Origin of the sequence: Burkholderia sp. Ac-20392 (assembly GCF_017104585.1) — a bacterium.
In the GTDB taxonomy this organism is placed as follows: Bacteria; Pseudomonadota; Gammaproteobacteria; order Burkholderiales; family Burkholderiaceae; genus Burkholderia; species Burkholderia lata.
Genome location: NZ_JAAGPB010000264.1, coordinates 1 through 12,233, shown reverse-complemented (window position 1 = coordinate 12,233; position 12,233 = coordinate 1). Strand labels below are relative to the sequence as shown.

The window sequence follows — 12,233 nt, the reverse complement described above, 5'->3', positions numbered from 1 at the left end:
GTCGACGAAGTCGAGGGCGTGCTGCGCTTCGGCGCCTCCGACTGGGTGCCCGTGCCGGCGACGGTCGGGCGCGCGAGCGCCGGCCTGTCGCGCGGCGTGCTGTCGTGGCGCGGCAAGTCGGTGGGCCTGCTCGACGACGACCGTCTGTTCGACGCAGTCACACGGAGCATGCGATGAGCGGCGATGACGACCTGAGCCACCTGTCGCTGCTCGAGCTGTATCGCGAGGAGACGCGCACGCAGACCCAGGCGCTGTCCGAGCGGCTGCTCGCGCTCGAATCGGGCGAGCCCGATTCCGTCGCGCTCGAGGCATGCATGCGCGCCGCGCATTCGCTGAAGGGCGCCGCGCGCATCGTCGGCGTGCCGCTCGGCGTCGATATCGCGGGGCGGATGGAAGAGTGCTTCGTCGCCGCGCAGGCCGGCACGATCGCGCTGACGGCCACGCACGTCGACGTGCTGCTGGCGGGCGTCGATCTGCTGGTGCGCGTCGGCGATCCGCAGGGGCAACCCGTGACGCAGACGGAGATCGACGTGTTCGCGGCGGCGCTGACCGGCGCCGACGGCGCGCAGACGATGCAGGCGCCGTCCGCCGTCCCGCCGCCGCTGCCGCCGTCGGTCGTGCCGTATCGCGAGCATGAAGGCGCCGCGAACGAGCCCGTCGGGGCCAGCGCCGCGGTGCCGCCGCTGGCCGTATCGGGCGGGGTGCCCGATCCGGCCCAGGCCGGCCGCGTGGCCGGCGCCGGCGCAATGCGTCGCGTGCGTGCGGATACGCTGAACCGGCTCCTGAGCCTGTCCGGCGAATCACTGGTCGAATCGCGCTGGCTCAAGCCGTTCGCCGAATCGATGCTGCGCGTGAAGCGTGCACAGCGCGACGCGGCCCGCTCGCTCGATTTGATGTACGAACAATTCGCCGACGATCTCGACGCGGGCATGCTCGCGTCGATGAACGAAGTGCGGCACATGCTCAACGACCTGCAGCGTTCGCTCGCCGAGCGCATGGACGAATTCGACCGCTTCGAGCGGCGCAGCACGCATATCGCCGAGCAGCTTTACGACGAGGCGCTGCAGTGCCGGATGCGGCCGTTCGGCGACGCGACGCGCGCGTACCCGCGCATCGTCCGCGATCTTGCACGCTCGCTCGGCAAGCAGGTGCGTTTCTCGATCGTCGGCGAGGGCACGCAGGTCGATCGCGACATCCTCGATCTGCTCGACGCGCCGCTCGGCCACCTGCTGCGCAACGCGATCGATCACGGCGTCGATTCGCCGGACGCACGGCGTGCGCGCGGCAAGCCGGCCGAGGCGAGCGTGACGCTGGAGGCGCGTCACAGCGCCGGCTCGCTGCTGGTCAGCGTGATCGACGACGGCCCGGGCGTCGACATGGACGCGCTGCGCGCGGCCGTCGTGCGCCAGCGCCTGACCGACGACGAGACGGCCGCGCGGCTGTCCGACCCCGAGCTGCTCGAATTCCTGCTGCTGCCGGGCTTCTCGATGCGCGATGCGGTGACCGACGTGTCGGGCCGCGGCGTCGGCCTCGATGCGGTGCAGGAGATGGTGCGCGGCGTGCGCGGCGCGGTGCGGATCTTCAACGAGCCGGGCGCGGGCATGCGCTTCGTGCTGCAGTTGCCGCTCACGCTGTCGGTGATCCGCAGCCTGCTCGTCGAAGTGGGCGGCGAGCCGTATGCGTTCCCGCTTGCGCACGTGCGCCGCACGCTCGAACTCGCGCACGACGATATCGACGTGCTCGAAGGGCAGCCGCATTTCCCGTTCGATGGCCGGCGCGCAGGCCTCGTCGCCGCGCACCAGTTGCTCGATGCGGGCGAGCCCGACGTCGCGCGCACGAGCACGGCGGTCGTGGTCGTCGGCGGCGAGCCCGAGTTGTACGGCGTCGCGGTCGACCGCTTCCTCGGCGAACGGATGCTCGTCGTGCAGCCGCTCGACAGCCGCCTGCACAAGATCCAGAACATCGCGGCCGGCGCGCTGCTCGAGAACGGCGACCCGGTGCTGATCGTCGACGTCGAGGACCTGATCCGCTCGGTCGACAAGCTCGTGCGCGGCGGGCAGCTCGCGCGGCTCACGCGTGATCCGCAACTCGCGCTCGCCGACCGGCGCCGCCGCGTGCTCGTCGTTGACGATTCGCTGACGGTGCGCGAGCTCGAGCGCAAGCTGCTGGAAAAGCGCGGCTACGACGTGACGGTCGCGGTCGACGGGATGGAAGGCTGGAACGCGGTGCGCAGCGATGCGTTCGATCTGATCGTCACGGACGTCGACATGCCGCGCATGGACGGCATCGAGCTCGTCACGCTGATCAAGGGCGATCCGATGCTCAAGCGCTTGCCGGTGATGATCGTGTCGTACAAGGATCGCGACGAGGATCGTCGTCGCGGGCTCGATGCGGGCGCCGACTACTACCTCGCGAAGAGCAGCTTCCACGACGAGGCGTTGCTCGACGCCGTGCACGACCTGATCGGGGACGCGCGCGGATGAACATCGGCATCGTCAACGACCTGCCGCTGGCCGTCGAGGCGCTGCGCCGCGTGCTTGCGCTGCGCACGGACCACCGCGTGCTGTGGGTCGCGACCGACGGCGACGAGGCGGTGGATTTCTGCGTCGCGCATCCGCCCGATCTCGTGCTGATGGATCTCGTGATGCCGAAGGTCGACGGCGTGGCCGCGACGCGCCGGATCATGGCGCGTGCGCCGTGCGCGATCCTGATCGTGACGGCGAGCGTCAGCGCGAACACGTCGTCGGTCTACGAGGCGATGGGCGCCGGCGCGCTCGATGCGGTCGACACGCCGACGCTCGCGCTCGGGCTGTCCGCGACGCGCCTGAAGCTCGATCCGGGCTTCAACAAGATGATCCCGATGCAGCACCCGTACATGCAGGTGTTCGAGCGCTATGCGGGGGCGTTCCCCGGCGCGAACACGATCCTCGTGAGCCTGCGCTGGAAGGGCGACGGCGACATCTACAACCAGTCGTTCATGGACGCGCTGCGCCATGCGACCGACGACGTCTTCTTCATCCCCGGCGTGAACCGCTCGCGCGTGTTCTCGCTGTTCACGCCGAACGTCCACTACACCGAGGTGACCGAGGCCGGCTTTCGCGGCGACGTGGTCGTGCCGGGCCAGTTCTCGAGCGCGAACCCGGACGATCTCGCGAAGGTGCGCCGCAACGTCGCGCGGTCCGGGCAGATCGGCCGCCTCGTCGGCAACGACCTGAAGTCGGCGCTGATCCGCGCGGAGCTGCGCGAGACCGACCCGGCCACCGGCAAGCGGCTCGACTACAGCGCGGTCGCGCGCCAGCTCGAGGAGATCCGCGCGAAGTACGCGAAGCAGGGCATCGACGTGAACATCATCGGCTTCGCGAAGCTGGTGGGCGACGTCGAGAACGGCATCGCGGGCGTGATGGCGTTCTTCGCGCTCGCGTTCCTCGTGACGGCCGCGCTGCTGTTCGCCTATACACGTTCGTTGAAGACCACCGTGCTGGCGCTCGTCGTCGCGCTGCTGCCGGTCGTCTGGCTGCTCGGCGCGTTGCCGCTGCTCGGCCTCGGCATCGACCCGATGTCGATCCTCGTGCCGTTCCTGATCTTCTCGATCGGCGTGTCGCACGCGGTGCAGATGACCAACGCGTGGAAGCAGGCGCTGGTGCGCGGCGCATCGTCGGCCGACGCCGCGCGCGACGCGTTCCGCAAGCTGTTCGTGCCGGGCACCGTCGCGCTGCTGACCAACGCGCTCGGCTTCATGGTGATCATGCGGATCAAGATCGACATCGTGCGCGAGCTCGGCATCACCGCGTGCCTCGGCGTGCTGCTGATGATCGTGACGAACAAGGTGTTCCTGCCGATCCTGCTGTCGTACACGCGCCTCGAACGCGGCACGCTGGCCCGTGCGCAGCGCACGGCGGCGGCCGGCGGCAGCCCGATGTGGTCGCGCTTCGCGGTGTTCGCCCGGCCGGCGCCGGCGCTCGGCGTGTTCGCGGTGGCGCTCGCGCTGCTCGCCTACGGCACGCTCGAATCGCGCAAGCTGGAGATCGGCGATATCGGCACCGGCGCGCCGGAGTTGCGCGCGAACTCGCGCTACAACATCGACAACGCGGCGATCACGCACCAGTACAACATCGGCGTGGACGTGCTGTCGGTGATCGTCGAGACGACCGGCTTCGACGACGCGTGCCTGCATTACCCGGTGATGAGCGCGATCGAGAAGTTCGAGATGAACATGCGCGGCGTGGCCGGCGTGCAGTCGGTGACGAGCGTGTCGTCGCAGGGCAAGGTGTTCATCGCCGCGTTCAACGAGGGCAATCCGCGCTGGGCCGCGCTGCCGCGCTCCAGCGACGGGCTCACGCAGGGTTCCAACGCGTTCGACCCCGACAACGGGATGAACACCGCGAACTGCAAGGCGATCCAGGTGCTGATCTACACGAAGAATCACGAAGGCACGACCATCGCGCACATCGTCGACGAGATCAAGCGCTTCGCGGCAGAGAACCCGACGCCGAACGTCGCGTTCCGGCTCGCGGGCGGCAACGTGGGCGTGATGGCCGCGACCAACGAGGCCGTCGGCGACGCGGAGATCGCGATGCTGCTGTCGATCTTCGGCGCGATCGCGCTGCTCTGCGCGGTGACGTTCCGCTCGTGGCGCGCGGTGCTGTGCATCGTCGTGCCGCTCACGCTCGTATCGATCCTGTGCAATGCGGTGATGGCGCTTCTCGGCATCGGGCTGAAGGTCGCGACGCTGCCGGTGATCACGCTCGGCGTGGGCGTGGGCGTCGACTACGGGATCTACCTGTACGAGCGCCTGCAGCACGACATCCGCCACGGCGCGACGCTGCCGGACGCCTTCGCCGACGCGATGCGCCAGCGCGGCACGGCGGCGCTGTTCACGGCCGTCACGATGTTCATCGGCGTCGGCACCTGGGCGTTCTCCGCGCTGAAGTTCCAGGTCGACATGGGCGTGCTGCTCGCGTTCATGTTCCTGGTGAACCTGTTCGGCGCGGTGTTCCTGCTGCCCGCGCTCGCCGCGTGGCTTGGCGTCGAGCGTGCCGAGCGCCGCGTGCTGCGACGGCAGCAGCCGTCGCCGGCGGCCCCCGCGCCGCTGAAGCCGTCGCCCGCGCTCGAACCCGGCAACCCGGCGCGCTGACCGGCGCCCCCCATTTCCCCCGCGCGCGGCCGGCCGCCGCGCGCTCTCCACAAGAGGAGTCAACCCACATGTCCGCACGCCCTTACAAGATCGAAGCCCAGCCGCTCGCACAGCGCTATGCGCGCGGCTGGCACTGCCTCGGGCTCGCCCGCGACTTCAAGGACGGCAAGCCGCACACGCTGAACGCCTTCGGCCGCAAGCTCGCCGCATTCGCCGATTCGACCGGCAAGGTCAACGTCGTCGACGCGTATTGCCCGCACATGGGCGCCGACCTGAGCCTCGGCACGGTGCAGGGCGACAACCTCGTGTGCCCGTTCCACGGCTGGGCGTGGAGCGGCGAAGGGCAGTGCGCATCGATCCCGTACTGCAAGCGGATCCCGCCGAAGGCGCGCATCGGCGCCTGGCCGACCTGCGAGGAAAACAACCTGCTGTTCGTGTGGAACGACCCGGAAGGCAACGCGCCGCCGGAGGACGTCGCGATTCCGCGCCTCGACGTGTGCTTCTCCGACGAATGGTCGGACTGGGTCGTCGACAAGATGGTGATCCAGGCCAACTGCCGCGAACTGGTCGACAACATCTCGGACGTCGCGCACTTCGCGACCGTGCACCGCGCGCCGATCGACTATTTCGCGAACCTGTTCGAGGACCACAAGGCGACGCAGCTGATGGTCGGCCGCAGCGAGAAGCTCGGTGGCGATGCGCTGACCGCGCTGTCGACGTATTTCGGGCCGGCCGTGCACATCACGCAGATGACGGGGCAGAGCGGCGGGCAGCCGATCCATTCGGTGTTGCTGAACTGCCACGTGCCGATCGACATGAACAGCTTCGAGCTGCGCTACGGCGTGATCGTGAAGAAGGTGGCCGGGCTGACCGACGAGCAGAACATGGAGATCGCGAACGCGTACGTGAAGGAAGCGCAGCGCGCGTTCTACGAGGACGTCGACATCTGGCACAGCAAGACGCGGATCGACAACCCGCTGCTGTGCGAAGGCGACGGGCCGCTGTACCAGATGCGCGACTGGTATTCGCAGTTCTACCTGGACGTGGCGGACGTGCGTCCGACGAGCGTCGCGCGTAAGGCATTCGAAATGCGGATTCGCGAAGGCGACGCGCCGCCGGCGCTGCATCACGTGTTCGAGCCGCAGTAACAACCGGCGGGCCGGCCGAAAAAGGGGGCGCATGGAAATGCGTCCCGTCGGCCGGCAACCCCCGCTGCATAAGGCGCTTGCGGCGGGCATGCTTGTGCGTCGCATCAAAAAGGCTTGACGAAACGGCCGCTACCGCGTAGTGTCCATGACCGAAGTGTTCAAGAAGTTCGATTGCTCATCATTGGCCGCACTCCGTGCGGCGGTCGTTGGTCTCTCCCTCTTTTGATTCTTTCTGTGCCCGTCACGGGCGCATGTTCAATCGTCATTTGTATTAAGGAAGTAATTGTGGATACCGGTACCGTCAAGTGGTTCAACGAAACCAAGGGCTTTGGTTTCATCTCCCCTGACAACGGCGGCGACGATCTGTTCGCCCATTTCTCGGAAATTCGCGGCACGGGTTTCAAGACCCTGGCCGAAGGCCAGAAGGTCAGCTTCGAAGTGAAGCGCGGCCCGAAGGGTCTGCAAGCGTCGAACATCACGCCGCAGTAAGCCGCATCGGCAGCGGTCGCCAAACGGCGGCCGCTGCCGGACGGATTTGCGCGCAGGGCGCCGCTTCGGCGGCAGCCGGCGCGCTTCCGATGCGCACGACCGATGCATCGCGACATCCACGATGCATCGGTCGTGACGCCTCCCTCATCGCATGCGTGATCCGCGTGCGACGCAACGCCTTCGTGAAGCGCACGCCGTTTCGCGAGCGCTTCACCGCTTCAACGCATCAACCCGAGCAGACCGTCGCCATGCCGTAGCAGGCGCGGTCCCGACTTGCGCGGCGCTCCATGCGCCGCCGCCACCGACCGCCTGAACGCCGCAACGCGCCGGGCTCCGATCACAAGACAGGCCCATGGCCCGTCTGAACGAACCGACCCCCGGCAGCCTGCCGGCCGCCGTCCCGTTGCAGGGCGCGGCGCCGGGCAGATCGCCGCGGCTGCGGTCAATTACCTTGTCTGGAGGAATTGGTTTGGCAAAAGAAGAACTGCTGGAACTGGACGGAATCGTCGACGAAGTGCTGCCGGACAGCAAATACCGTGTCACGCTGGAAAACGGCGTCGTGGTCGGCGCATACGCGTCGGGCCGCATGCGCAAGAACCACATCCGCATTCTCGCGGGCGACCGCGTGACGCTGGAGCTGTCGGTCTATGACCTGACCAAGGGCCGCATCAACTTCCGTCACAAGGACGCGAATTCGCCGCGTCCGCCGCGCACCGGCCAGCCGCGCCGTTAAGCGCCAACGATCGGCGCGGGCACGCAGCACCGCTTCGCTGATCGAATCCCGTCCGGCCGACGAGGCCGGACGAACCGGGTGGACGACACATCGCGTGCCGTTTGCCGGTCGCCGGCGGCATCGTCATGCCGCGGCGGCCAATCCCGCCTTTACCGGCCGCCGCGCGTGCATAGCGCTCAGGCGGCCGCGTCCCGCAGGAAATCCTCGACGATCATCGCGAAATACGGCGGACATTCCTGCATCGGGTAATGGCCGCAATTCGGTATCGTCGCGAGCCGCGCGTTCGGATGCCATGCGACGAACGTCGCCTGCATCGCCGCTGCGTCGAGCCCCGGATCCTTGTCGCCGACGATCACCAGGAAGCGTGTGTCGAGCCCGCGGACATCGTCGACGAAATCCGTGCCGGTCAGCATGTCGAGATACGCGAGCCGGCAATCCGGCGCCACGCGCTCGCGATTCTGCCGCAGCTTCACGTCGGCCCAGCGCGCCGACAATCCCCCCGTCACGAATCGCACGAGCCGGCGAAACGCATCGTCATTGACGGCCGTGCTCGCGAAGAAGGCGCGCGCGTCGTCGTTCAGGCGATTGCCGGCCGCCGACACCGGGCACACGGCGATCGCGCTCTTGATGCGCGACGGTGCATCGGCGGCGAGCCGTTGCGTTGCCATGCCGGTCATCGAGTGGCCGATCACGTGAAAGCGCGGCCAGCCGAGACGATCCGCGAGCGCCAGGCAGTCGGCGGAGATTTCGTCGACGGTACAGGCGCCGGCCAGATGGATGGATTCGCCGTAGCCGCGCAGGTCGGCGAATACGTACGTGAATGCCGCTTCGTCGAGATAGGGCAGCAGCGCCGTGTAGTTCGTATGGTCGCCGAGCCAGTCGTGCAGGACCATCACGCATTCGGGGCCGGTGCCGTGCTGCAGGTAGCCGAGGCCGCTGTCCGGGCCGGAGGCGAGGGTGTCGATACGGTTCATTTCAAGGGGTTTCCTTTTGGTTGGCGGAACCAAAACGAAACGCCCTCCCGGCGGACCGGGAGGGCGTCTTGAAAGTGGATCGATCGTATCGGGCCGCTCGGCGAAAGTCAACGCTCAGAGCGCCATCCCGCCCGACACCTCGATGCGCTGCCCGTTGACCCAACGGTTGTCGTCCGACAGCAGCGACGCGATCATCGGCCCGATGTCGTCGGGCTCGCCCGCACGGCCGAGCGCCGTCCATTCCGCGACGCGCCGGTTGACCTCGGGGTTGTCGCGCACCATCCCGCCGCTGAAGTCGGTTGCCACCGCGCCCGGTGCGACGACGTTCACCGCGATGCGGTGCGGGCCGAGCTCCTTGGCCAGATAGCGCGTCAGCACCTCGACCGCCCCCTTCATCGACCCGTACGCGGCGCTGCCCGGCACGGCGACGCGTGTGAGGCCCGACGACACGTTCACGATGCGGCCGCCGTCGCGGATCAGCGGCAGCAGCGCTTGCGTGAGAAAGAACACGCCCTTGAAGTGCACGCGATAGAGCGCGTCGAGATCGGCTTCGGTCGTCTCGGCGATCGGCGCGTGATGCGACGTGCCTGCATTGTTGACGAGGAAGTCGAACCGGTCGGCGCCCCAACCGGCCAGGGCTTCGCGGAGCTGCCCGGCGAAGCGGTCGAACGTTGCGCTGTCGCCCGTATCGAGCGGCAGCGCGATCGCGGCTGGCCCGGCGTCGGCGGTCAGCGCGACGACGTGATCGGCCTCGGCGCGATTCGAGTGATAGGTGAAGATCGAGCGCACGCCGCGCTGCGCGAGATGCAGCACCGTATTGCGGCCAAGCCCGCGGCTGCCGCCGGTGACGACGGCGATTTTCGGGGTGGAAGGGTTCGATTGTGCTGCTGTCATGCTGGGCTCCTGATCGAAGTCGGTGACGAACAGCGCCAAGCGTACGGCGGCAGCCGCGGCGGCTGAATGCCGGAACCGGCCGCGTTCTTGCCTGATCCTGCCCGACCGCCCCGGGAAGCGTGGCGCCGCGTGTACCATCCGGACATCGGGATACGGAGGGTGGCTGCATGTCGGACGAACTGGTCGAACGTGTCGCGCGCCTGACGGGTGCGCCGGGCGAAGAGAGCCCGGTCGCGACGGCGATCGACGGGTTGATCCTGCTGCGCTCCAACCGCGAGAAGCTGCCCGCGCCGCTGATCATGAAACCGGCGCTGTGCGTCGTCGTGCAGGGCGCGAAGTGGACGACGTTCGGCGGGCGGCGCTACGACTACGGGCCCGGCCGCGCGCTCGTCGTCAGCGTCGAGATGCCGGCGACGAGCCGGATCGTCAAGGCGAGCGAGACCGAGCCGTTCCTTGGCCTCGTGCTCGAATTCTATCTCGCGATGATGCGTGAAGTGCTCGAACGACTCGACACGCCGCCGCCGCAACAGCCTGGCGCGATCGGCCATGGCGTGTGCGTGACCGATTTCGGCGGGCCGCTCGCCGATTGCGTGCTGCGGATGATGCGGTTGCTCGATACGCCGGACGCGATTCCGGTCGTCGCGCCGCTCGTGAAGCGGGAGATCTGCTACTGGCTGCTCGCGGGGCCGCACGGCGGCGAAGTCTCGCGCGTCGTGTTCGCCAACGGCCATGCGCAGCGCGTCGTCGCGGCGATCCATGCGCTGCGCGGCCAGTTCGCCGAGGCGATCCGCGTCGAGGATCTCGCCGCCGTCGCGCAGATGAGCCCGTCGGCATTCCATCGGCAATTCAAGGCGCTGACGTCGATGACGCCGCTGCAGTACCAGAAGCAGTTGCGTCTGCTGGAAGCGCGGCACCTGATGGTGACGGGCGCGGCGAATGCGGAAACGGCCGCGTATCGGGTCGGCTACGAAAGCGCGTCGCAGTTCAGCCGCGAATATGCGCGGATGTTCGGTGCGCCGCCGCGGCGCGATGTCGTCACGCTGAAAACCGCGTCGGCCGACAGCTGAACGCGCGCGCCGCGACGCGGTTCGCGTGCGGCTTTACGTGCGGGCCGGCGCAGTCGTACACTCGTCGGCAATTCGCGGCCCGCGCCGTGGCTTTCAATGCCTTCAGTGGCTTTCAGCGGGCCAACGACCGTGCCAGCAGGACTTTCGTCGCGCGACGCCAGGAGGCGCCATGAGTGCAGACGCAGCCCCCGCATCCCCGTCGGTTCAGGATCGCATCCAGCACGTGTTCGTGCTGATGCTCGAGAACCGTTCCTTCGATCACCTCTTTGCGCTGTCGGGCTACCCCGACATCGTTGCCGCCTCGCCCGGCAACAGCAACGCGTACGGCGACGCGGTCTATCCGTTCGGCGGCGGCGCGCCTGACCGGATGCCGACCGATCCGTGCCACGAATTCAAAGACGTGCTCGAACAGCTCTGTGGCGCGGGCGTGCCGTTCGTGAAAGGGCAGCCGTATCCGCCGGTCGGCAATACCGGGTTCGTGTCGAACTACGCGACATCGCATTCCGAAGGCACACCGCCGCAGCCGGCCGACGCGGGCAAGATCATGCAGGGCGTCAGTATCGCGACGCAGGCGCCGTCGCTGTACGCGCTCGCGAACGCGTTCGTGCTGTGCGACGCGTGGCATGCGTCGATGCCGGGGCCGACCTGGCCGAACCGCTTCTTCTTGCACGGCGCGTCGTCGGCCGGGCTCGATCATTCGCCGACCAAGGAAGAAATGGCCGGATGGGACGCGTTCGACGGCTTTCCCTATCCGAAGGGCTCGATCTTCGCCGCGCTCGGCGACGACAACTGGCGCATCTACCAGGACCAGACAGGCGACCCGCTCGGCCACGTGCCGCAGGTCGCGTCGCTGAAGGGCATCAGCTTCTTCGACATCGACGACCTCGCGCATTTCGAGGCCGATCTCGCGGCCGGCTATACGGCGCGCTATACGTTCATCGAGCCCGGTTACGGCGACATCGTGCACGGCACCTATCAGAACGGCAGCTCGCAGCACCCGATGGATGGCCTGGCCGGTGGCGACCAGCTCGCCGCGCGCGTGTACAACGCGATCCGCAATTCGCCGGTGTGGAACAACAGCCTGCTCGTGATCTGCTACGACGAGCATGGCGGCTTCTACGATTCGGTCAGGCCGGGCGCCGCGCCGCCGCCGAACGATGGTGCGGCGGCGACGTTGAACGCGAGCGGCTTCGGGTTCGACGTGTACGGCGTGCGGGTGCCGGCGATCGTGATTTCGCCGTGGGTCGCGGCCGGGCAGGTCGACCATACGCCGTACGATCATGCATCGGTCGCCGCGACGCTCGAGCGGCTGTTCGGCCTCGCACCGCTGACGGATCGCGACCGTCTCGCGAACGACCTGCTGGCGCTCGTCACGGCGACGTGCCGCACCGACTGCCCGCAAAGGATCGGATCATGAGTACGACACCGACATTCGACCCGCGCGATGCATTGCCCGTGCGCGACGGCACGAGCCTGATCGCGTTTCTGCACATCCTGAAGAAAGCGCATGCGGCGCTGGTCGGTCATGACAAGGCCCATCAGCGCTTCAGCGAGATCGTCACGCGCGGGCAGGCGCGGCAATACATCGAGGAGCTGATGCCGTCGCTGCTGCAGGCGCGCGAAGCGCATCGGCACAAGCGGCACGGCGGGAAGCATCATTGACGGCAACGGCAACGGCAACGGCAACGGCAACGGCAACGGCAACGGCAACGGCAACGGCAACGGCAACGGCAACGGCAACGGCAACGGCAACGGCAACGGCAACGGCAACGGCAACGGCAACGGCAACGGCAA

At 68.0% G+C, this 12,233-nt stretch carries 11 protein-coding genes and 1 pseudogene; 10 read left to right on the top strand and 2 right to left on the bottom strand.

Annotated elements, in window-relative coordinates; genetic code table 11:
* From G3N99_RS24795 to infA, 7 genes and pseudogenes are all read left to right on the top strand, one after another.
* Positions 1-177: pseudogene (locus tag G3N99_RS24795) on the top strand (chemotaxis protein CheW); the annotation flags it as partial.
* Positions 174-2,483: a hybrid sensor histidine kinase/response regulator gene (locus tag G3N99_RS24790; protein WP_206123708.1), complete on the top strand. Its 2,310-nt coding sequence runs from the start codon at positions 174-176 to the stop codon at positions 2,481-2,483. The pseudogene G3N99_RS24795 and the gene G3N99_RS24790, both read left to right, overlap by 4 nt.
* The gene (locus G3N99_RS24785; RefSeq protein ID WP_206123707.1) at positions 2,480-5,134 is read left to right on the top strand and encodes an MMPL family transporter; all 2,655 of its coding nucleotides are present in this window, start codon (positions 2,480-2,482) and stop codon (positions 5,132-5,134) included. Before G3N99_RS24790 ends, G3N99_RS24785 begins: the two co-directional genes overlap by 4 nt.
* Before the next feature lie 68 nt (positions 5,135-5,202).
* On the top strand, positions 5,203-6,282 hold the full coding sequence (locus G3N99_RS24780) for a Rieske 2Fe-2S domain-containing protein (protein ID WP_174940827.1): 1,080 nt from the start codon (positions 5,203-5,205) through the stop codon (positions 6,280-6,282).
* Positions 6,283-6,567: 285 nt separating this feature from the next.
* Positions 6,568-6,771 carry a cold-shock protein gene (locus G3N99_RS24775; protein ID WP_006483056.1) on the top strand — a complete coding sequence of 68 codons (204 nt, stop codon included), beginning with the start codon at positions 6,568-6,570 and terminating at the stop codon, positions 6,769-6,771.
* Positions 6,772-6,860: 89 nt separating this feature from the next.
* Positions 6,861-7,028, top strand: coding sequence for a hypothetical protein (locus G3N99_RS24770; RefSeq protein WP_206123706.1), 168 nt, complete (start codon positions 6,861-6,863; stop codon positions 7,026-7,028).
* Between the two features lie 212 nt (positions 7,029-7,240).
* Positions 7,241-7,504, top strand: a complete 264-nt coding sequence (gene infA / locus G3N99_RS24765) for a translation initiation factor IF-1 (protein ID WP_011355053.1) — start codon at positions 7,241-7,243, stop codon at positions 7,502-7,504.
* Between the two features lie 176 nt (positions 7,505-7,680).
* On the opposite strand, the gene G3N99_RS24760 is transcribed toward infA, so the two are convergent.
* Positions 7,681-8,478 carry an alpha/beta hydrolase gene (locus G3N99_RS24760; protein WP_206123705.1) on the bottom strand — a complete coding sequence of 266 codons (798 nt, stop codon included), beginning with the start codon at positions 8,476-8,478 and terminating at the stop codon, positions 7,681-7,683.
* A gap of 114 nt (positions 8,479-8,592) precedes the next feature.
* On the bottom strand, positions 8,593-9,372 hold the full coding sequence (locus tag G3N99_RS24755) for an SDR family oxidoreductase (RefSeq protein WP_206123704.1): 780 nt from the start codon (positions 9,370-9,372) through the stop codon (positions 8,593-8,595).
* A gap of 167 nt (positions 9,373-9,539) precedes the next feature.
* Here G3N99_RS24755 and G3N99_RS24750 point away from each other — a divergent pair, with 167 nt between their 5' ends.
* The 3 genes from G3N99_RS24750 (at position 9,540) to G3N99_RS24740 (ending at position 12,101) form a co-directional block, all read left to right on the top strand.
* A complete protein-coding gene (locus G3N99_RS24750; protein WP_206123703.1) occupies positions 9,540-10,439 on the top strand; it encodes an AraC family transcriptional regulator in 900 nt (299 codons plus the stop codon).
* A 169-nt stretch (positions 10,440-10,608) separates the two neighbouring features.
* Entirely contained in the window at positions 10,609-11,856 is a 1,248-nt protein-coding gene (locus G3N99_RS24745) for an alkaline phosphatase family protein (protein ID WP_174987058.1), read from the top strand.
* Positions 11,853-12,101 carry a hypothetical protein gene (locus G3N99_RS24740; RefSeq protein WP_174940839.1) on the top strand — a complete coding sequence of 83 codons (249 nt, stop codon included), beginning with the start codon at positions 11,853-11,855 and terminating at the stop codon, positions 12,099-12,101. Before G3N99_RS24745 ends, G3N99_RS24740 begins: the two co-directional genes overlap by 4 nt.
* The last annotated feature ends 132 nt before the right edge of the window (positions 12,102-12,233 follow it).

What these genes read in the sequence shown, in the direction of transcription:
- G3N99_RS24790 (WP_206123708.1), top strand. Translation starts at nt 174, where the DNA reads ATGAGCGGCGATGACGACCTGAGCCACCTGTCGCTGCTCGAGCTGTAT.
- G3N99_RS24745 (WP_174987058.1), top strand. Translation starts at nt 10,609, where the DNA reads ATGAGTGCAGACGCAGCCCCCGCATCCCCGTCGGTTCAGGATCGCATC.
- G3N99_RS24770 (WP_206123706.1), top strand. Translation starts at nt 6,861, where the DNA reads ATGCGCACGACCGATGCATCGCGACATCCACGATGCATCGGTCGTGAC.
- G3N99_RS24750 (WP_206123703.1), top strand. Translation starts at nt 9,540, where the DNA reads ATGTCGGACGAACTGGTCGAACGTGTCGCGCGCCTGACGGGTGCGCCG.
- G3N99_RS24755 (WP_206123704.1), bottom strand. Translation starts at nt 9,372, where the DNA reads ATGACAGCAGCACAATCGAACCCTTCCACCCCGAAAATCGCCGTCGTC.
- G3N99_RS24780 (WP_174940827.1), top strand. Translation starts at nt 5,203, where the DNA reads ATGTCCGCACGCCCTTACAAGATCGAAGCCCAGCCGCTCGCACAGCGC.
- G3N99_RS24740 (WP_174940839.1), top strand. Translation starts at nt 11,853, where the DNA reads ATGAGTACGACACCGACATTCGACCCGCGCGATGCATTGCCCGTGCGC.
- G3N99_RS24760 (WP_206123705.1), bottom strand. Translation starts at nt 8,478, where the DNA reads ATGAACCGTATCGACACCCTCGCCTCCGGCCCGGACAGCGGCCTCGGC.
- G3N99_RS24785 (WP_206123707.1), top strand. Translation starts at nt 2,480, where the DNA reads ATGAACATCGGCATCGTCAACGACCTGCCGCTGGCCGTCGAGGCGCTG.